Here is an 18,588-nt window from a genome sequence, read left to right as displayed (position 1 = left end):
TTCGAGGAGACCACTGATCATGGATATGAAACTGGAAGTCGTCGTGCTGCCCGTCGCCGACGTCGATCGCGCCAAAGCCTTCTATGTCGACCGGCTCGGCTTCCGGCTCGACGCCGATTTCCCGGTGGACGAGGGCTATCGCGTCGTGCAGGTCACCCCGCCCGGCTCGGAGTGCTCGATCATCTTCGGCACCGGAGTCGCCACGGCCGCACCGGGATCCCTGCACGGCCTGCACCTGATCGTCACCGATATCGAGCAGGCCGTCGCGGCACTGACCGGGCGCGGTGTCGAGGTCGATGGCCCGTTCCGCGACGCCACCGGCGTGTTCCACCACCCCGGCACCGAGCACCGCGTGCCGGGCGCCGACCCGCAGCGGCGTTCCTACGGTTCCTTCGCGGCGTTCACCGACCCCGACGGCAACGGCTGGTACCTGCAGGAAGTCACCCAGCGCGCGCCCGGCCGCTGACCGCGAAGGGGAACATCATGTCCGACAACGAAACCCGTATCTACGATGTCGTGGTGATCGGCGCGGGGCCGGTCGGCGAGAACGTCGCCGACCGGACCAGCGCCGCCGGGCTGAGCACCGTGATCGTCGAAGCCGAACTGGTCGGCGGCGAATGCTCGTACTGGGCCTGCGAACCCAGCAAGGCGCTCCTGCGCCCGGCGCTGCTCTATCGCGAGGCGGCCCGCTTTCCCGGCGTGGCGAGTGCGGTGACCGGCGGCCTCGACGCGGCCGCGGTGCTGAAGCATCGCGACCGCATGGCCGCCGACTGGAACGACCAGGACCAGCTCGCCTGGCTCGACTCCGTACGGGTCGACCTGGTACGCGGCCACGGCCGGCTCGACGGTCCGAAACAGGTGAGCGTGCGCACGCCCGACGGTGGCACCGTGCGGCTCACCGCCCGGTGCGCGGTCGCCCTGTGCACCGGCACCTCGGCCGCGCTGCCGCCGCTGCCCGAGCTGGACACGCTGCGGCCGTGGACGAGTCGGGAGGCCACCGCCGCCCAGACGGTGCCCGACCGGCTCGCCATCCTCGGCGCCGGGGTCGTCGCGGTCGAGATGGCCACCGCCTGGCAGGCTCTCGGCGCCCGGGTGACCCTGATCGCCCGAGAATCGCGGCTGTTCGAGCGCGTCGAGCCGTTCGCCGCCGACCTGGTCACCGAGCGGCTCCGGGAGGCGGGGGTGGAGCTGCGGCTGGGCACCACCATCGCGGCGGCGCGCCGCGACGACGAGGGTGTGCACCTCACCCTCGCCGACGGCACCCGGCTGGTCGCCGACGAGCTGTTGCTGGCCACCGGGCGCGCGCCACGGACCACCGAACTCGGAGTCGACACCGTCGGCCTCACTCCCGGCGGGTGGCTGACCACCGACGACACACTCACCGTCACCGCGGTCGACGGCGCGTGGCTGTACGCGGTCGGCGACGTCAACCGCCGAGCCCTGCTCACCCACCAGGGTAAGTACCAGGCTCGCATTGCCGGGGCCGTCATCGTCGCCAGGGCGCGCGGCCAGGCCCTCGACACCGGACGCTGGGGCGCGCACGCCGCCACCGCTGACCTGGACGCGGTGCCGCAGGTGGTGTTCACCGACCCGGAGATCGCGTCGGTCGGCCTCACCACCGCCGACGCCGACCGCGCCGGACGGACGGTGCACGTGGTCGACTACGAGATCGGCCACGTCGCGGGGGCCGTCCAGCACGATCCCGGGTACCGGGGCCGGGCACGCGTTCTCATCGATCCGGATCGCGGGGTCGTCGTCGGCGCCACCTTCGCCGGTGCGGGCGTGGCCGAACTGCTGCACTCGGCGACCGTCGCGATTACCGGAGAGGTTCCGCTGGAACGACTCTGGCATGCCGTGCCGTCGTTCCCCACCATCGGCGAGGTCTGGCTGCGGCTGCTGGAGGCCTATCGCGATCAGCAGCAGCCACCGGCACGAGGGGAGGTCGCGTGATCACCTACGACCGGCTCTATGTCGGCGGCACGTGGACCGAACCGAGCGAGCCCGCGCTCTTGGAGATCCTGTCCCCGCACGACCGCTCGGTCATCGGCCGAGCGGCGCAGGCCCAACCCGCGGACGTGGATCGGGCGGTGGCGGCCGCCGCCGCGGCCTTCGACAGCCGCGTCTGGCGCGACACTCCACCGGCGCGGCGCATCGCCGCGCTCCGGCACTTCGACGAGCTGCGCGCCGCCCAGGCCGACCGCATCGCCGCGCTCATCACCGCGGAGAACGGTTCGGCCGCCTGGTTCACCAGGGCGGGCCAGGCCGGGCTGACCCGGCAGGCGCGTGCCTACTTCGCCGCCGCCGAGGACTTCCCGTGGGAGCGCACGCTCACCCCGTCCGACCCGGCCGATCCGGTGCGCACCGTGGTCCGCCGGGAACCGGTCGGCGTGGTCGCCGCGGTGATCCCGTGGAATTCGCCCTTCGCCGCCGCGACGGCGAAGATCCTGCCCGCCCTGCTCACCGGCAATTCGGTGGTGCTCAAGGCTTCTCCTGAGAATTCGCTGAGCATGGGAGTGCTGGCCGAGCTGATGGATCAGGTCGGGCTGCCCGACGGTGTGCTCAGCGTCCTGCCTGCCGACCGCGACACCAGCGAGTACCTGATCTCGCATCCCCGGGTGGACAAGATCGCGTTCACCGGGTCGACCGGGGCGGGCAGACGGATCGCCGCCATCGCGGGTGGGCAGCTCAAACGGGTCAGCCTCGAGCTCGGCGGGAAATCGGCGGCGGTGATCCTGCCGGACGCCGACCTGACCGCGGTGACGGCCGGACTGAAGTTCGGCTCGCTGCTGAACAACGGCGAATCCTGTATCGCCCAGACCCGGATCCTCGCCCCGCGCAGCCGCTACGCGGAGGTGGTTGCCGCGCTCGCCGCGCTGGTGGAGTCACTGCCGGTCGGTGATCCGAGCGATCCGCGCACCTTCATCGGACCGATGGTCCGGGGCGATCAGCAACAGCGGGTCCGCGACTACATCGAAGCCGGTATCGCCGAGGGCGCGCGGCTGGTCTGCGGTGGACCGCACCTACCGCCCGGCCTCGGTGACGGTTTCTACGTCACGCCGACGGTCTTCGCGGACGTGACACCGACCATGCGCGTCGCCCGCGAGGAGATCTTCGGCCCGGTGCTGGTGGTCATTCCCTACGACGACATCGACGACGCGATCCGCATCGCCGACGACTCCGACTACGGGCTCTCCGGAGGCGTGTGGTCGGCCGACGAGGAGGCGGCCCTGGCCGTCGCGCGCCGGATCCGGACGGGGACGGTCACCGTCAACGGCGCGCCGGTGGGATTCGACGGCCCGTTCGGTGGCTTCAAAGCCAGTGGGATCGGCCGCGAATTCGGGGCGGTCGGGCTGGGGCAGTACACCGAATACCAGACCATCACCGTCTGACCGACAGCACTCCGGTGCCGGGCATCCGTTGCCCGGCACCGAAGTGCCGCCGTGTCGATCACATTCGGACTGCGTCGACGATCGCCTGGGCGAACGGCCGCGGCGCCTCCTGCGGGACGTTGTGGCCGATACCGTCGAGCACGCGGTGTTCGTACTTCCCGGTGAATTTGCTCCGGTAGGCCTTTCCGTCCTTGGCGGAGCCGTCGAAGTCGCTGCTGATGGTGATGGCCGGGACGGCGATGGTGGGGCCGGTGGCCAGGCGCTGTTCGTCATCGTCGTACCGCGGTTCGCCCGGCGCCAGGCTCAGCCGCCAGCGGTAGTTCGAGATGACGATGTCGACGTGGTCTGGATTGTCGAAGGCCGCGCCGCTGCGCTGGTAGGTGGCCTCGTCGAAGTCCCAGGCCGGGGAGGCGTTTCGCCAGATGAGCTTGTTGAAGTCGTGGCGGTTGCGCGCGTAGCCGAGGCGGCCGCGTTCGGTGGCGAAGTAGTACTGGTACCACCAGCCGAACTCCGCCGCGGGCGGCAACGGCTGCTGCTGCGCCGCCTGCTGGGTGACGAGGTACCCGCTCACCGCGACCATCGCCTCGACCCGCTCCGGCCACAGCGCGGCGATGATGTCGACCGTCCTCGCGCCCCAGTCGAATCCGCCGAACACCGCCGAGTCGATGCGCAGCGCGTCCAGGAAGTCGACGATGTCGCGCGCGATCGCGGACTGCTGCCCGTTGCGCGGCGTCTGCGCGGACAGGAAGCGGGTCGGCCCATACCCGCGCAGGAAGGGGACGAGCACCCGGAATCCCGACTCGGCCAGGATCGGACCGACATCGGCGTAGCTGTAGGGGTCGTAGGGCCACCCGTGCAGCAGAATCACGGGTTGTCCGGAGGCAGGGCCGAATTCGGCGTAGGCGACCTCGAGCACACCGGCCTCGACCGTCTTGATCGGGCCCAGCGCCGTGTTCGCTCCCGCGCCTGCGCGCAGCGCCGCGCCCGGAACGGCGGGCGCGGCCGGTGCCGGGGCTTCGGTGGCGCAGGCGCCGAGGGAGGTCACGGCCAGGCCCGCGGCGCCCGCCGCGAGCGCGCCACCGAAGAGTCGTCGTCGATTGATGTCCATACCCTCGACGCTAGGGAGCGCACCGGGTCCGCCGCGTGCGTCGGATGACGTAATCGGTGTCGATCGCCGGTGCCCGGCGCCGGCTCAGACCGCCGGGTCGTCCAGAGTCGGCAGCAGTGCCGCTAGGTCACCCCGCGAACTGATCCCGAGTTTCGGGAAGATCCGGTGCAGGTGTGTGCTGACGGTCCGATGCGACAAATAGAGCCGCTGCCCGATCTCCCGGTTCGTCAGCCCCTGCGCCGCCAGCTGCGCGATGCTGAGCTCGTGCGGGGTGAGTCGTTCGCGCGCGTCCGGGTCCCGGTTCGGGCTGGATTCGCCCGCGCTGCGCAGTTCGAGCCGGGCCCGTTCGCTCCAGGCGGTGAAGCCGAGGGCATCGAAGATTTCCCTGGCCGTGCGCAGATGGGTTCTGGATTCGACCACCCGGCGCTGGCGGCGCAGCCACTCGCCGTAGGCCAGATGCAGTCGGCCGCGTTCGGCGGGCCAGCCGGTGAGGTCGGCCGCCAGTGCCTCGGCGAACCTCTCGGCGGCCGAGTCCCCGGCGAGTACCGCTCGCGCGTACCGCATTCCGATGTGCAGTGCGGGTGCGGGCGTGGCCGCCACCACCGGTTCCAGTCCGCGCAGCAGGTCCGCGACGGCGGCGGTGCGGCCCGCGCGGACCGCGGCCTCGGTGAGTTCGGTCAGGAAACACACCCGCAGCGCCAGCGAATACGCTGGGTCGAGTGGATCGTGGATGCGCGCCAGATCGGTGAAGGCGTCGTCGAAACGGCCCTCGCCGAGCGCGATGATCCCGCGCGTGAGCTGCACGGTGGCCAGCACCGGGCGCACGGCCGCGGCCAGTCCGATCCGTTCGGTGTCGGCGGCGATCGCCACCGCCTCCGGGTAATCGCCGCGCAGCGCGGCGATTTCGGCTTGCACGCCGATGGCGGAGGCGTGCATGAAGGTCTGCCCGGTCTCCAGGGCGAAGGCCGCGGCCTCGGCCGCGATGGGCGCGGCGGTGGCGAGGTCACCGACCCTGGCCAGGCTCCACGCCTGGATGGCCAGTGCGCGCGTCAGCAGACCCAACCGCCCGGCGGAGCGGAAGCCGGGCGCGGCCGCGCCGGCGAAGCCGGCGGCGAGATCGAACGCGCCGACCTGATAGGCGGCGCTGCTGAGAAAGTAGTCGACCTCCGGGTCACGCCCGGTGGTCGCCGCCAGCGCCCGCAGCTGAACCAGCACCTGCTCGCCGCGCTCGAACGGCGCCACGATCGAGTCGATCGCGAGCTTGCGATGATCGCCGTCGGGAATGGCGAAAGAATCGGCGACGGCGAGGACCGCGCGCCGGACATCCGGCCCCGGCTCGGACCAGAAGCACCGCATGGCCGCACCCCACAGGATCCGCAGCGCCGGATCCGGGTACCCGTCGGCCGCGACGGACGCGGCGAGCGCGGCCAATTCACCGATCCGCGCCGGACTTTCGCGAATACCGTCCTCGGGCGCGCTGAGGACCCAGCTCGCGGTGGCTTCCTGCTCGGGGGTGAGCGGCAGCGAGCGCGCGGCGTCGACCAGCCGGTCCACGATGTCGCGGCGACCCGAGTCGACGGCCAGTTCGGCCGCGCGCAGCAGCCGATCGGCGCGACGAGCGGGGGAGACGCTGAGCGCGGCGGCGCGTTCCAGCGCCGCGATTGCCCCGTCCGGGTGCCGGGCCCGTTCGGCGGCCGCTTCCAGGGCTGCCGCCACGTCCTCGTCGGCGCCGTTCGCGCCGGCCGCCCGATGCCACACCTGGCGATCCGGCGACCCGGTGAGCACATCGGCGAGAGCCAGATGCGCGCGGCAACGTTCCTCTGCCCGCGCCGCCGTGATCAGCGCCGAGCGGACCAGCGGATGACGGAAAGTCACTGTGCCGGAGCCGATATCGATCAGCCGCGCGGTCGCCGCTGGCGCGAGGATGTCCTCGTCTACGGAGGATTCGAGCAGTCGACCGGTGGCCGCGAGTATCTCGGCGAGCACGGCGCCGTCGTCGAGCGCGGCGACCAGCAATGCCGACCTGGTGTCATCCGGCAGCTCCGACCCGCGCGCCGAGAAGGCGCGTTCGAGTCGCTCGGTCAACGGCAGCGCCGCAGTGGAGTCGACGAGATCACCTGCGGCCATGGGCAATTCGGTCAGGGCCAGCGGATTGCCGTTCGCTCCGGCGAGCACGCGGCGCCGCACCTGGGCCGATGCCCCCGGCGCCATGTGGTCGAGCAGCGTGTTCGCGTCGTCGTCGGACAGCGGTCCCAGCCGCAGGGTGGACAGCTCGGCGTCGCGCAGCGGCGAGCTCGCGCCGTCGCGGACGGTGGCGACCAGGACGAGGGGTTCGGCATCGATCCGCCGCGCGACGAAGGCGAGGACCTCCGCGCTGGCGGGGTCGAGCCAGTGCGCGTCCTCGGCGACGACCAGCAGCGGCCGCTCGGCCGCGACATCGGCCAGCACGGTCAGCGCGGCGAGCCCGACCAGGTGCGGGCTCGGCTCGTCGACGAGGTCCGACATCCCCAGCGCGCAGGTCAGCGCCTCGCGCTGGCGGCTGGGCAACGCGTCGAAGGCCCGGCGCAGCGGATACAGCACCCGGTGCAGCCCGGCATAGGGGAGACCGTGCTCGGCTTCCACCCCGGTGGTCCGCAGCACCCGCAGCCCCGCGTCCGCCGCCGTCGCGACCGCCTGCTCGACCAGGGTCGACTTCCCGATGCCGGGTTCGCCCTCGATGACGATGCCGCTGCGCCCCTCGGGAGCGGCCACGAGTGCGGCCAGTTCCTTCAGCTCGCTGTCTCGTCCGATCATCGGCATCCGCGCGCTCCTCCCGGGCCCGCGCCGACACGCGAACCGATCGGTACCCTATCGAACGATTGGTGCGCGCTCGCCATGCCTGTGCGGGACCACCTGCGAAGCCCGGCATGTCGTGTCCGCACCGGCGCTATCGTGGAGGTACCCGTGGGGGAGGAACACGATGGTATCGGTGACCCTGTACCGCTATTCGTTCGATTTCCGGTATGCCCTGACCGACCGGCAGCTGGCGGGTTTCGACCCGAGCCGGGCATGCGCCGAGATCTATGCGGTCGAGACGCCGGAAGGCCGGGACGAGCGCGGCTGGACCTGCCTCGACCGGAGGACGGCGATGCACAGTGTCGGGGTCGACGCCACCGCCGAGGACTGCGCGGCGTGGATCCGGGCCCAGACCGCGGCACTGGACGCGTTGTGGATCGCCGAGCAGCAGCTCGTCCACGATCTCGGCATGCGGATCGAGGGCGGCTTCTCACCCGGACTGCGACGTGGTTCCGGGTGGTCGGCGGCTCGCCGCCGCAGCAAAGCGGCGTCATGGCAGGCATTCGGCGGACTCGACCGGCGGCTGTACGACATCACCGCGCGCTATCGCCCCGTCCGCGAGCAGATCGAAGCCCGCGTGCGGGAGGCCGAGGCACGCGCCAAGGAAGAACAGGCACGACGCTGGAAAGCCCAGCGCGAGCGGGAAGAACGGGATGACCGCTTCACCGCGCTGGCCGCCCGGACCCGATGGAGCTACCGCGTCACCGAAGCCGACCGAACCGTCCACGTCTTCCGTGCCGACGACTCGACCCTGACCACCGGTGAACTGATCGATGAACTCCAGCGCCCCACCCACCACCTCACCGGCTACACCGTGCACTGGGCCGCCTCCGACCGCGCCGAGATCGAACACGTCAGCGGCGCGGATTTCACCACCTGGTGGGCCGTGGTGGCTCCCCGTCACTGGAACGATTCCCGGCGCGTCCCCACCCGCCCGCCGACCCGTTCCGGCCCCTCCATCGGCGGCCACTCCAGCTACGGCGGCTTCGACAGCTTCTCCTCCTGCGGTGGCGGCTTCTGATGCGACCGCCCAGCACTTTCGTCGCCGCGCCGCGGCGGTTCCGAGATCATCGAGGTGCCCGGCGGGAGAATCCGGACCATGAGCACACCCGAAGACTGGAACACCGAGATCATCGCCGAGTTCCGTGCCAACCAGGGCCGCGTCGGCGGCAACTTCGAAGGTGCCCCGATGGTGCTGGTCCACCACCGCGGCCGCAAAACCGGCCGCGAACTCGTCACCCCGATGATGTATCTGCCGGACGAACGCGACCCCGACACCATCTACGTCTTCGCCAGCAAAGCCGGCGCACCCACCAACCCCGCTTGGTATTACAACCTCACCACGGCAGGCGCCGCCGACATCGAGATCGGCACCGACACCTACCCGGTCACCGTCGCCGAGGTCACCGGCGCCGACCGTGACCGCATCTACGCCGAACAAGCCCGCCGCTATCCGGGATTCGCGGGCTACGCGGAGAAGACCGCCGGGATCCGCACCATCCCTGTCCTGGCCCTGCACCGCGCCTGATCTGGACCCGCGCGTGCTGGTGCGCGTGCGCCGGTGCCCGAAATAGTGCGCCGAGTTCCCTTTGACCGAATTTATTCCCACATGGTGAGCCGCGCGTTCATTTCGGCCGTTGACCGGGCTTCTGGCTTTTATCGATAGATTCCGGTTGTGCGCCGAGGGGTCTTTGCGCGATTATGGTGGACGTAGATTTTCTCGCTACCGATCCACATTGCGGCGAGACCAATAGCGACGGTGCCTGCGCGGCCTACAGTTGCAGACGGTCCCTCGGATTGTCGCGATCGCTGTACGTCGCGCGGATCAGGTCCGCTGGTGAATAGATAACGCGCACATAATATTTGAGATGGAGACACGGCCAGAGGTGGCGTGGCGGGCGAGTGTCGGCAGGTGAGCCGCACCGGTCGGAGCCCTCGCGCGGACACCGATGGCAAGGATGCGTCGACCGGACTCGAAAGTGGTGTGTCCGGTATCACAGTACGCTTTTTCCTGGTTTCCTACGGTTTCGTTGCCGTAGGTTTCTCGGGTTACGGTTGCGTAGACACCCGGCCGAAGGGGATCGTTTCGACACGTTCGTCTGATCCTCGGAAAGGGAGTCGGCACATGGGGCATTACATTGCGAACGTACGAGATATCGAATTCAATCTGTTCGAAGTTCTGCGGGTGGATTCCGTCTTGGATTCCGGCGCATTCGCCGACCTCGATGCCGACACCGCGCGGGTGATGCTGCGTGAGGCCTGCGCCTTGGCCGAAGGGCCGCTGGCCGAATCGTTCGCCGCCGCCGACCGCACCCCGCCGACATTCGTGCCCGAGGAGCATCGCATCGTGGTGCCCGAGCCGCTGGCCGCGACCGTGCGGGTGGCCAAGGACGCGGGATGGTGGCGGGTCGGGATGGCCGAAGGCGCGGGCGGCCAGCCGGCACCGGCGGCCCTGACATGGGCACTCAACGAGATCCTGAGTTGCGCCAACCCCTCGGCGGCCTTCTTCTACAGCCTGGGCCCGGCCATGGCCGATGTCTTGTACTCGGTCGGCACCGAGCAGCAGAAGCGCTGGGCCGCAGGCGGAATCGCGCGCGGCTGGTCGGCGACGATGGTGCTGACCGAACCGGACGCGGGATCCGATGTCGGCGCGGGACGGACCAAGGCGATCGCCCAGCCCGACGGCACCTGGCACATCGAGGGCGTCAAACGGTTCATCTCCGGCGGCGACGTCGGCGACACCGCCGAGAACATCTTCCACCTGGTGCTGGCTCGCCCCGACGGCGCGGGACCGGGCACCAAGGGCCTGAGCCTGTTCTATGTGCCGAACCACCTGTTCGATCCCGACACGCTCGCACTGCGCGAGCGCAACGGTGTCTTCGTGACCGGGGTGGAGCACAAGATGGGTCTGAAGTCCTCGCCGACGTGCGAACTCACCTTCGGCGGGCACGGCATTCCGGCCGTGGGATATCTGGTCGGCGACGTGCACGACGGCATCGCCCAGATGTTCAAGGTGATCGAGCACGCCCGGATGACCGTCGGCGTCAAGTCGGCAGGCACGTTGTCCACCGGCTACCTCAACGCGCTGGCCTACGCCAAGACGCGGGTACAGGGCGCCGACATGACCGAGATGCAGGACAAGACAGCCGCGCGGGTGCCGATCATCGCCCACCCCGACGTGCGACGCAGCCTGATGCTGCAGAAGGCCTACGCCGAGGGCCTGCGCGCGGTCTACCTCTACACCGCCGCCCACCAGGACGCCGTCGTCGCCCGTGCGGTCTCCGGTGCCGACCCGCGCATGGCGCATCAGGTCGACGATCTGCTACTGCCGATCGTCAAGGGTGTGGGTTCGGAACGCGCGTATGAGCTGCTGACCGAATCACTGCAGACCTTCGGCGGATCCGGATACCTGCAGGACTACCCGATCGAGCAGTACATCCGGGACGCCAAGATCGACTCGCTGTACGAGGGCACGACCGCCATCCAGGCCCTGGACTTCTTCTTCCGCAAGATCGTTCGCGGACAAGGTGCCGCGCTGGCGCACCTCGCCGAGCAGATCGACCGCACCGTGAACTGTGGCTGTGAGGCCGTGAAATCGGATCTGGAACTGCTGGCCACCGCGCTGGCCGACGTCCAGGCCATGGCGGCCACGCTCATCGGCTACACGATGGCCGCCGCGCAGGACCCGCGCGAACTGTACAAGGTCGGGCTCGGCTCGGTGCGTTTCCTGCTGGCCGTCGGTGATCTGTTGATCGGCTGGCGGCTGCTGGTTCAGGCCGTCGTCGCCGACGCCGCGCTCACCACCGGCGCGGCAGATCGTGATGTCGCCTTCTATCGCGGAAAGCTCGCCGTGGCCTCGTTCTTCGCCCGCAACGTGCTGCCCCGCCTCACCGCGACCCGCACCGTCCTGGCCGAGCTGGATCTGTCGGTGATGGACCTCGACGAAGCCGCCTTCTGAGGGCCGGAAACGATGAGTGGCTACTCGACCCTGTGCCCCGAGGACGAAGCGATCATCGACTTCGCCCTGCGGCTGCAGCCCCTCGGCGGACCCTCGAACGAAGCGATCCGCCGCGCTTTCTCCCTCTCGCGCCGGCAATTCCGGGCCAGGGTGCGCGAGATCCTCGATGAGGCGGGGCCCGGTCGGGGCGAGCCCGTGGTGTACGTCGCACGGGCTCTGCTGGGGGAGTACTTCGAGCCCGACGGACCCCATTCGCCCGAAGTGCTCGTCGACGCGCGGCTGCTGTAGTTCCCCGCTGTCGGTGTCACGTCGAGGGATCCCGACCCGAGTGCTGGTCTGCACCCCGAGAGCGGTAGCGCTATAAGTTACTTTCCGTTTCGTCCTTTGGATGGGCTGGCCGAAGTTTGGGTCTACGGGCCAACGGGTGTTCCGCCAGAAATAATCCGGTTGCCACAGGGCCTGATGGCAATCATTCGACTGTTTGACGACGTGACGCGGAACGGACTCCTGTAACCACCCCTGGTGTTAAGTTAATACTCATTCCGTCATGTTCGATGAGTGACGGCTCATCGTGCTACGACGGTCGGCTTGATACTCAACGAGGAGTGGCGCCATGGATGCACTCAACAGGCGCGATGCAATGAAATTCGGCGGGATGCTGGGGGTGGTGGGCGCTTTCGCTCTCACCACCCCCGCACGCGGGGAGCCGTGGAGCTGGTCACCGGAGGGATCCATCGCGGGCTCCGGCTCGGGCGCGGATCCGATGACGGTGTGGGATCCCGAAGCCGACGCCCTGGTCCCCGGACTGATCGACCGGGGCGACGTCCCCCGGGTCAATGAACTGCTCCGGACCTGGAAGACCAACGGGCAACCACTACCGGCCGGCTTGCCCGCCGACCTCCGGGATTTCATGGAGGACGCGCGCAGGCTGCCACCCTGGACCGACCCCGGCAAGCTCGACGCGGCGATCCAGTTCAACAAGAAGCGGGGCCTCTACCTCGGGGTGCTGTACGGATTCGCCAGCGGCATGATGAGCACCGTCATCCCCAAGGAGGCCAAGGCGGTCTACTACTCCAAGGGCGGGCACGATCTCAAGGACCGCATCACCAAGACCGCCAAGCTCGGCTACGACATCGGCACCGCGAATTCGTATGCCCCCGACGGGGAAATGATCGTCACGTGCGTCAAGACCCGGCTGGTGCACGCCGCGGTGCGGCACCTGCTGCCGCAATCGCCGCACTGGGTGCACTCCGCCGAGGAGAACATCCCGATCAGCCAGAACGACATCATGGTCACCTGGCACAGCCTGGCCACCACGGTGATGAAGTACCTGCTCTCGTGGAACGTGCCGATCCCGGCCGCCGAGTCCGAGGGCTTTCTGCACTCCTGGCAGGTGGCCGCGCACCTGCTCGGCGTCCGGGACGAGTACATCCCGAACTCCTGGCCGGAGGCGAATGGGCAAGCCGCGCAGGTTCTCGACCCGATCCTCGCGGTGACACCCGAAGGCGTCAAACTCGCCGACCGGCTATTGGGACTGGGCGCCAATATCGACTTCGCCATCCTGAGCAAGCCGATCCTCGGCGCGTTCACCCGTTTCCTGCTCGGTGACACCATCGCCGACGGCCTGGCCATCCCGCGTGAACCCGTGTGGGATCCCTTGCTGTGGGTCAGCTGGGGGCCGTTCATCGCTGTGCGCGAGGGCCTGCTCACCGCGGTCCCGCCGATCGGCGATCCGTACTGGCTGCTCGACGAGTTCCTGCGCAAGGCGGCCCTGATCTACCTGGCCGAACTGCGCATGCCGATCAGCATCGAGATCCCGACGATGAACCGCGACATGAGCCGGCCGCACCGCTGAACCGTGTCCCCCTTCCCTTGTTCCGATCCACTCGAAGTCAGGAGACGCACGATGCGTCCATCTCTCCTTCTCGCCGCTGCCGCTCTCACCTCGGCGGCCGTTCTCGGCGCCGCACCGAACGCGACGGCTCGGCCTGTCGATCCCGTCGCCGACGCGGGCACCGGTTCGTCGGTCGTCGACTCCGCCTCCAGGGCAGCGCAATCCGCGGTCGAACTCGCTCAGCGGGGTGATCTCCTCGGACTCGTCGTGCTGATGGCGATCACCCCGGTCCAGATGGTCACCGGAGGTGTGTGCGATCTGGTCGTCGGCGCGGGGTCGTCCAATCCCTGCAGTCCCACCCGGTACTGACGGCCCGCCGACACCGCCACCGCCGGGTCCGATGAGTCGTCTATCCCGTCGGTGTCGTCTGGGGTGACCGGGCCGGTGGGCGCGCGATCGACGGAATCGGGCGCGATGTCGTCGGCGGCGGGGTCTTCGGCGACAGCCGTGGCACAGTCGTCGTCGGAGTCGTCGGGGGCTGTGCGGACGTGGTCGTCGGCGTCGTCGTCGGTGATGGGGTGGAGGACCTCGGCGTCGCCGACGTCGTGGCCGGGGCCGTGATCGTTGTGGTCCCGGTCGGCGCGGGTTTCGTGGTGGTCGGCGCCGCGGTGGTGGTGGTCGACGGAGCGGCTGTCACCGTGCTCGGACCGGAGGTGACCGTCTCCGTCGGCCTCAGGGGGACGGTCACCGTGGATGTCGAGGTCGTGGTGACCGTGCCCGGGTCCTGCGCACTGGAAGGGCTCTCGAGCGAAAAGCTCGCTGTGGCCGAGAAACTCGCGCTCGCCGAGATCCCGGTCGAGTTTCCCGGGGAGACCTCGGTCGGCGCGACCGTCGGTGTCTCCGTCGAAACCTCGCTTGTGGGAGCGGGGTCGGTGGTCGGCGTGTCGCCGCCGAGTTCATCTGGAGCGACGGCCTCGCTCGGTAGGTCGGCGGCCGCACTCGGGGGTGGCGCGACGGCCTCGTTCGGGGGCGGTGCGGCGGCCTCGGTTCCGGCCGCGGTGGAATCGGACGGGGTCACGGTGGAATCGGCCAGCCCCACAGCTGGTTCGCACGAGAAGGTCGTCGCCTCGGTCGCCCGGACCGGCGCGCCCGAGTCCGCTCGGACGGCGAGCGTCGTCCCGATCGCGGTGGCGATCAACGCCGCCGCCAGGCCCGCACGCGTCAGCTGTCGTCGAAGCCGATCGGTCGCTGATGTCGTGGCGGGGCGGTCGCGTCGCCGGAGAATTGTCGGGTCGCTTGCCGGCTCGCTCACCGGTTCTTCGGTGTTGTCGACGTGGGGCATCCAGCTCCTGCTTTCTCCCCGGAACCGAGCCGACCGTCACTATCGAGGAAATATCGTTATCGGCGTGGGTGCGTGTCAGGGATTCGAGTAGGGATCGATCTCGCGCAACCGTTGTCGGTGAATTCGCTGCAACTCGCTGGCGCGGGTGAGAAAGTCGGCGATTGTTTCCAGCTCGGTGGTGTCGAAATAGCTCAGCAGCATCTTGTAGCTCTCGACGATCATCGGAACGACGAGTTCCTGTACGCGACGGGCCGCGAGGTCGGTGGCCATCACGATCACGCGACGACGATCGGTCGGATGCAGTGAGCGGGCGATATAGCCTTGCTTCTCCAGGCGGTTGAGCATGATGGTGACACCGGCGGAGGTGAGTCCGAGCCGTTCGGCCAGCATGCCGGGCGTCGTGGATTTCTCGTCCTCCAGCAGGACGATCTCCAGTGCGCGGCGGTCGGTTTCGTTCACGCCGAGCACTCTGATCACCTCGCGGATCAGGTCCTCGACGGATCCGTGATAGAACTCCAGCGCTCGTTTGAGTTCGGCCGGGATCCTGGCGGGTTCGCTTGTTGTCGGGCACACAGGCTTTCCCATCGATAGATCAGGGCCTGCTCGATCGCTGGGCGCCCGCTTCCGGCCGGGGGAGTCGGGGGGTGGAATCGGGCATGGTGGCTCCTGTCAATCGATCGACCGGCAGCTCGGACCCGTGGCTGACGAACATCACGAAAGCGGCACCCGCTCCGGCTGTCGGAGCGTTCGTGGCGGTGTCGGACATGCACTGTACGACACCGCCACGGGTGCGACACCGCGCATCGAAATATTCGGCCGAAGCGGCAGCTGAGTCCCAAACGCCAAGTGAGGCAACCGCTATCGGAATCCGTAGTCCCCTGGTGAGGCCGGACCGGGTTGCGTGCGCAACCCGATCCGGCGTGTTCGCCGCAGGCCGGACGGGTGTCCGCGCGCGTGGGCTCAGGTCACATTGGTGGTGGTGAGGGTCGGGGACGGGTTCGGGTAGCACGCCGTCGCGACGTTGCCGACGAAGGAGACGTTGGTCGTCATCGTCATGCCGGGACTGGTGTAGCTGGTCCCCGCGTACTTACTGGTGATCGGCGTTCCCGCGGCGCCGGCGGTGACGTTGATGGTCACCGCGGGCGGAGTGAAGCTGGTGCCGCCCGCGATCGGACCCGGCACGGTCAGCACGACATTCCCACCCGACGTCGAGACCGAGCCGGCCACGGTACCCCCGGAGGCGGTCGCCGAGACCAACGTCGAATTCGCGGGCGTCGGAATGGTCATCTTCAGGTTGCTGATGTTGTTCACGGTGAAGCCGGACGCCGAGCTGGGCACCGACGAGGCGCCCGGCGTGATCGTGATGGCCACCGCGGAACCCGACGCCGCCGAGCCCGGCGCGGTGCCGGTGACCGACGTGTTCATGCTCGAGGTTTGGCCGATACCGAAGATGGTGCCCCGGCAGCTCCAATTCACGCTGACGGGGGCGGCATTCACCGGTGCGGCCAAGCAGAATACGGTCGCGACGGCCACCGGCGCGAGAAATCCGGCGCGAAACAGGGAAGAGGTCGAGCTCATGGCGATCTCCAGAAATAGCGAGCAGCGGTGTGACGGGTTGTCGAGCCGCAATTGGGTGTTCAAAAAATATAGCCCGCCCTGCTCTTTTTCGTGGTTGAAATCGTGAATCTGAACACGTCGTGATTATCATTATTAGCGATTAGATATTATCTCCGAATAGTTAATTCTGGAAAGATTTATCCGGGCGCTTCATCAACGCAAGAGCGAGGGCCACCGATGTTCCGGTGGCCCTCGCTCGCTGCGTCAGGCGGAGGGGTGCGGACCGCCGGGTTCCTCGCCCGGCATGGTCGCGACTATCTCACTGTCGCCTCCCGCTCCCGCCGCGGTGGGTCGATCAAGCGTTGGAGACGGCGCCCAGCACTGCCGGATCGATCTCGAGGCCGATGTACTCCTCGGCGTGGGTCGCGAAGCCGTTCTCGGTGCGGACGATGATCGTGTTGTGGATCTTCTGGCCGTTGACCTCGCCGGAGAACTGCACGAGGAAACCGTTGTCGGTGACGGTGAAGCGGCGGTCGCGCATCGTCGGGAGACCGCCCACGGTGTGCACGTTCTCGATCGCCTTCTCGAACGAGATCCACACGTTGTCGTTGGAATGCCAGACCTGTGCCCCGGGGGCGCACAGTGGCGCGAAAGCGTCGACATCGTCCAGGGCGTCGAGCCATGCCTGAGCGAGTTCGGCGTTCGTGCGAGTGCTGGATGTCATCGTTGACTCTTTTCTCTCGCCCGGCGCGATGCCGGGATTCGGTGAGTTGTGCTGTGCGGACCAGGTGTTCCGGCAGCGGTGATATTCAGTTGTCGTTCGGTGAGGATGTCGGGGTCTGCGTCTCTCCGCGCAGGGCGTCGAAGTCGATGAGCGCGCCGAGTGCGGTGCGCATGATGTCGGCCATGTCGACGGCGTCGGGCTGGACAGTCCACTGCAGTTGCACACCGTCGAGCAGCGCGATCACGCTCGACGCGGCGTCCGCGGGGGTGAACTTCCCGCGGTATATCCCTCGCTCGGCAGCCAGCGCGAAACGCTCGGCCAGCAAGTCGCGGTAGATGTTTCGTCGCGAGCGAAAGTGTTCGTAGGCCGGATGCGCGGGGGAGGTGGCCTCGCCGATGAGCATGACGTACACCCGAACCAGTTCGGGTGTGTGGCTGAGCGCGTCGGCCAGATCGATGATGCCGAGCAGTAACCCGAAGTCGCCGGGCCGGAACGCGACGGTTCGTGCCCACTCGTCGCGCTGCTCCAGCACCGCCAGCAGGAGCGCCTGCTTGTCGGCGAAGTGGTGGAAGATGTTCGCCGGACTGATGCCGACATGCTCGGCGACGTTTCGCAACGTGCCGCCGGCGTAGCCCGATTCGGCGAACACCTGCAGTGCGGCGGTCAAGATCGCCTCGCGCTTCGCCTCGCTCTTGGCGTAGCGGCCGCGCGTCCCGCAGCGGGTTCTGAGCTGGGTCATCGTCGTCCCGTCCGTGTGCCCGGGGCAGGCCGGGATGAGTACACTATATTTAATATTTACCGGAGGTTCAATATTGAGTTGCCCCCGTCGGGAGGCGCATGGGCGGCTGCGGCGGCTGTCAGCCGGCGGATTTCGCGATGGCCTGCGCGGTGACCGGGGTGAAGAGGTTGATCAGGTTGCCGTCGGGGTCGCGGAACAGCAGCGACCGGTTGCCCACGCATCGTCGTCGGCTCGTTGACGAAATCCTCGACCGCCTCGCGCAACCGCCGGTAGTCGGCGTCGACATCGGGGACCAGGAATTCGATGATCGTGGTGTGGTTGTCGGCTGGGCGCGCACTGCCCGCCGGTGAACAAGACCACGGTGCGGGTGCTTCCGATCGCGAGGGTGCGAGCCGGTGTGGCGAGCTCGGCGAAATCCGATGTAGCCCAGGTTGCTTCGACGCCGGTCACGTCCTGCCTGGATATCCCCGTCCGACCGGTGCAGGGCCGATACGGCGGCTACCAGCTTGCCCCGGATACCGCCTGCCGCCACTGATGCTCACCGACGACGAGCGGTGGCCGTATTGCCCGGACTCCTGACCCGCAGGTCGACCACCGCCGACTTCGCGGCCGACAGCGCGACGGCCAAACTCCGCCGCGTCCTGCCCGCGCGTCTGGCCGCCCGTCTGGACGCGCTGATCAACACCGCCGAAGCCACCTCCGACGCCCGCCCGGACGTCGCAGTCGAGAGCTCCATCCTCCTCCTGCTCGCCGAAGCCACCGGCGAGCATCAACCGGTCGCAGTTGATTACGTCGATCGCAACGGGCGGTCCAGTGAGCGCGTCGTGCACCCGTACAGGCTCGTCGAGCACCACGGCCGGTGGTATCTGACGGGACAGGACAGCGACAAAGGCGAACTACGTCAGTTCCGGCTCGACCGCATCACCGCGGTGACCATGCGGTCCGGAACTTTCACTCCGCCCGCCGGATTCGAGGCGGCCGCACACCTGCTGTCCGCACTCGTCGAACACCCCAGCATCCTCAACGACGCCGTGCGCGGCCTGGCTCGCCGACTGAGCGCGGCAGCCGACGGCGAATTCCGCGGTTGAGTGAGCCTGTCGGT

Annotated in this window: 18 protein-coding genes and 1 pseudogene; 12 read left to right on the top strand and 7 right to left on the bottom strand. The window is 68.6% G+C overall.

Annotation, left to right across the window (positions count from 1 at the left end):
- Nucleotides 1-19 precede the first annotated feature (19 nt).
- The 3 genes from AB0H54_RS30565 to AB0H54_RS30555 are packed head-to-tail and all read left to right on the top strand — an operon-like array spanning nucleotide 20 to nucleotide 3,389.
- Nucleotides 20-466: a VOC family protein gene (locus tag AB0H54_RS30565; RefSeq protein WP_357350110.1), complete on the top strand. Its 447-nt coding sequence runs from the start codon at nucleotides 20-22 to the stop codon at nucleotides 464-466.
- Nucleotides 467-483: 17 nt separating this feature from the next.
- Nucleotides 484-1,950, top strand: coding sequence for an NAD(P)/FAD-dependent oxidoreductase (locus tag AB0H54_RS30560; RefSeq protein WP_357350108.1), 1,467 nt, complete (start codon nucleotides 484-486; stop codon nucleotides 1,948-1,950).
- Entirely contained in the window at nucleotides 1,947-3,389 is a 1,443-nt protein-coding gene (locus tag AB0H54_RS30555; protein WP_357350107.1) for an aldehyde dehydrogenase, read from the top strand. Before AB0H54_RS30560 ends, AB0H54_RS30555 begins: the two co-directional genes overlap by 4 nt.
- 58 nt (nucleotides 3,390-3,447) lie before the next feature.
- Here the strand turns inward: AB0H54_RS30555 and AB0H54_RS30550 are convergent, their stop codons facing one another.
- Nucleotides 3,448-4,497, bottom strand: a complete 1,050-nt coding sequence (locus AB0H54_RS30550) for an alpha/beta hydrolase (RefSeq protein WP_357350105.1) — start codon at nucleotides 4,495-4,497, stop codon at nucleotides 3,448-3,450.
- A gap of 84 nt (nucleotides 4,498-4,581) precedes the next feature.
- Nucleotides 4,582-7,296, bottom strand: coding sequence for an AAA family ATPase (locus AB0H54_RS30545; RefSeq protein WP_357350103.1), 2,715 nt, complete (start codon nucleotides 7,294-7,296; stop codon nucleotides 4,582-4,584).
- A gap of 160 nt (nucleotides 7,297-7,456) precedes the next feature.
- Between AB0H54_RS30545 and AB0H54_RS30540 the strand changes: the two genes are divergently transcribed.
- The 7 genes from AB0H54_RS30540 to AB0H54_RS30510 all read left to right on the top strand — a co-directional run bounded on the left by AB0H54_RS30540 (nucleotide 7,457) and on the right by AB0H54_RS30510 (nucleotide 14,557).
- Complete coding sequence (locus AB0H54_RS30540; protein ID WP_357350101.1) at nucleotides 7,457-8,353, top strand: hypothetical protein; 897 nt, start codon at nucleotides 7,457-7,459, stop codon at nucleotides 8,351-8,353.
- 78 nt (nucleotides 8,354-8,431) lie between these two features.
- On the top strand, nucleotides 8,432-8,860 hold the full coding sequence (locus AB0H54_RS30535) for a nitroreductase/quinone reductase family protein (RefSeq protein WP_357350099.1): 429 nt from the start codon (nucleotides 8,432-8,434) through the stop codon (nucleotides 8,858-8,860).
- A 597-nt stretch (nucleotides 8,861-9,457) separates the two neighbouring features.
- A complete protein-coding gene (locus AB0H54_RS30530) occupies nucleotides 9,458-11,290 on the top strand; it encodes an acyl-CoA dehydrogenase (RefSeq protein WP_357350097.1) in 1,833 nt (610 codons plus the stop codon).
- Nucleotides 11,291-11,302: 12 nt separating this feature from the next.
- Nucleotides 11,303-11,578, top strand: a complete 276-nt coding sequence (locus AB0H54_RS30525; protein WP_357350095.1) for a hypothetical protein — start codon at nucleotides 11,303-11,305, stop codon at nucleotides 11,576-11,578.
- Between the two features lie 325 nt (nucleotides 11,579-11,903).
- A complete protein-coding gene (locus tag AB0H54_RS30520; RefSeq protein ID WP_357350094.1) occupies nucleotides 11,904-13,145 on the top strand; it encodes an oxygenase MpaB family protein in 1,242 nt (413 codons plus the stop codon).
- A 51-nt stretch (nucleotides 13,146-13,196) separates the two neighbouring features.
- On the top strand, nucleotides 13,197-13,493 hold the full coding sequence (locus AB0H54_RS30515; RefSeq protein ID WP_357350092.1) for a hypothetical protein: 297 nt from the start codon (nucleotides 13,197-13,199) through the stop codon (nucleotides 13,491-13,493).
- A 179-nt stretch (nucleotides 13,494-13,672) separates the two neighbouring features.
- Nucleotides 13,673-14,557 (top strand): hypothetical protein, encoded by an 885-nt coding sequence (locus AB0H54_RS30510; protein WP_357350090.1) that lies wholly within the window; start codon nucleotides 13,673-13,675, stop codon nucleotides 14,555-14,557.
- Here the strand turns inward: AB0H54_RS30510 and AB0H54_RS30505 are convergent.
- Together AB0H54_RS30505 and AB0H54_RS30500 are read right to left on the bottom strand one after the other, a co-directional pair.
- Nucleotides 14,542-15,051, bottom strand: coding sequence for a MarR family transcriptional regulator (locus AB0H54_RS30505; RefSeq protein WP_357350088.1), 510 nt, complete (start codon nucleotides 15,049-15,051; stop codon nucleotides 14,542-14,544). The genes AB0H54_RS30510 and AB0H54_RS30505 overlap by 16 nt on opposite strands.
- 375 nt (nucleotides 15,052-15,426) lie before the next feature.
- A complete protein-coding gene (locus AB0H54_RS30500; RefSeq protein WP_355272822.1) occupies nucleotides 15,427-15,603 on the bottom strand; it encodes a hypothetical protein in 177 nt (58 codons plus the stop codon).
- Here AB0H54_RS30500 and AB0H54_RS30495 point away from each other — a divergent pair.
- Entirely contained in the window at nucleotides 15,596-16,150 is a 555-nt protein-coding gene (locus AB0H54_RS30495; RefSeq protein WP_357350086.1) for a hypothetical protein, read from the top strand. The genes AB0H54_RS30500 and AB0H54_RS30495 overlap by 8 nt on opposite strands.
- 228 nt (nucleotides 16,151-16,378) lie before the next feature.
- Here AB0H54_RS30495 and AB0H54_RS30490 read toward each other — a convergent pair whose 3' ends face one another.
- From AB0H54_RS30490 to AB0H54_RS30480, 3 genes and pseudogenes are all read right to left on the bottom strand, one after another.
- Nucleotides 16,379-16,747 carry a hypothetical protein gene (locus AB0H54_RS30490; RefSeq protein ID WP_357350084.1) on the bottom strand — a complete coding sequence of 123 codons (369 nt, stop codon included), beginning with the start codon at nucleotides 16,745-16,747 and terminating at the stop codon, nucleotides 16,379-16,381.
- 85 nt (nucleotides 16,748-16,832) lie between these two features.
- Nucleotides 16,833-17,486, bottom strand: a complete 654-nt coding sequence (locus AB0H54_RS30485; protein ID WP_357350083.1) for a TetR/AcrR family transcriptional regulator — start codon at nucleotides 17,484-17,486, stop codon at nucleotides 16,833-16,835.
- Nucleotides 17,487-17,604: 118 nt separating this feature from the next.
- Nucleotides 17,605-17,951 (bottom strand): annotated as a pseudogene (locus AB0H54_RS30480) (VOC family protein).
- 89 nt (nucleotides 17,952-18,040) lie between these two features.
- Between AB0H54_RS30480 and AB0H54_RS30475 the strand changes: the two are divergent.
- Nucleotides 18,041-18,574: a WYL domain-containing protein gene (locus tag AB0H54_RS30475; RefSeq protein WP_357350082.1), complete on the top strand. Its 534-nt coding sequence runs from the start codon at nucleotides 18,041-18,043 to the stop codon at nucleotides 18,572-18,574.
- The last annotated feature ends 14 nt before the right edge of the window (nucleotides 18,575-18,588 follow it).

It is taken from the genome of Nocardia sp. NPDC050718 (assembly GCF_040654235.1).
Taxonomy (GTDB): domain Bacteria; phylum Actinomycetota; class Actinomycetes; order Mycobacteriales; family Mycobacteriaceae; genus Nocardia.
Note: the sequence above shows the minus strand (reverse complement) of the source record. Positions and strands in the feature narration are given on the sequence as shown.

Bases quoted from the DNA above. Each gene is read 5' to 3' on its own strand.
- AB0H54_RS30565 (WP_357350110.1), top strand. From the start codon at position 20: ATGGATATGAAACTGGAAGTCGTCGTGCTGCCCGTCGCCGACGTCGAT.
- AB0H54_RS30560 (WP_357350108.1), top strand. From the start codon at position 484: ATGTCCGACAACGAAACCCGTATCTACGATGTCGTGGTGATCGGCGCG.
- AB0H54_RS30550 (WP_357350105.1), bottom strand. From the start codon at position 4,497: ATGGACATCAATCGACGACGACTCTTCGGTGGCGCGCTCGCGGCGGGC.
- AB0H54_RS30545 (WP_357350103.1), bottom strand. From the start codon at position 7,296: ATGCCGATGATCGGACGAGACAGCGAGCTGAAGGAACTGGCCGCACTC.
- AB0H54_RS30540 (WP_357350101.1), top strand. From the start codon at position 7,457: ATGGTATCGGTGACCCTGTACCGCTATTCGTTCGATTTCCGGTATGCC.
- AB0H54_RS30535 (WP_357350099.1), top strand. From the start codon at position 8,432: ATGAGCACACCCGAAGACTGGAACACCGAGATCATCGCCGAGTTCCGT.
- AB0H54_RS30530 (WP_357350097.1), top strand. From the start codon at position 9,458: ATGGGGCATTACATTGCGAACGTACGAGATATCGAATTCAATCTGTTC.
- AB0H54_RS30525 (WP_357350095.1), top strand. From the start codon at position 11,303: ATGAGTGGCTACTCGACCCTGTGCCCCGAGGACGAAGCGATCATCGAC.
- AB0H54_RS30520 (WP_357350094.1), top strand. From the start codon at position 11,904: ATGGATGCACTCAACAGGCGCGATGCAATGAAATTCGGCGGGATGCTG.
- AB0H54_RS30515 (WP_357350092.1), top strand. From the start codon at position 13,197: ATGCGTCCATCTCTCCTTCTCGCCGCTGCCGCTCTCACCTCGGCGGCC.
- AB0H54_RS30505 (WP_357350088.1), bottom strand. From the start codon at position 15,051: ATGGGAAAGCCTGTGTGCCCGACAACAAGCGAACCCGCCAGGATCCCG.
- AB0H54_RS30495 (WP_357350086.1), top strand. From the start codon at position 15,596: ATGGTCACCGCGGGCGGAGTGAAGCTGGTGCCGCCCGCGATCGGACCC.
- AB0H54_RS30490 (WP_357350084.1), bottom strand. From the start codon at position 16,747: ATGACATCCAGCACTCGCACGAACGCCGAACTCGCTCAGGCATGGCTC.
- AB0H54_RS30485 (WP_357350083.1), bottom strand. From the start codon at position 17,486: ATGACCCAGCTCAGAACCCGCTGCGGGACGCGCGGCCGCTACGCCAAG.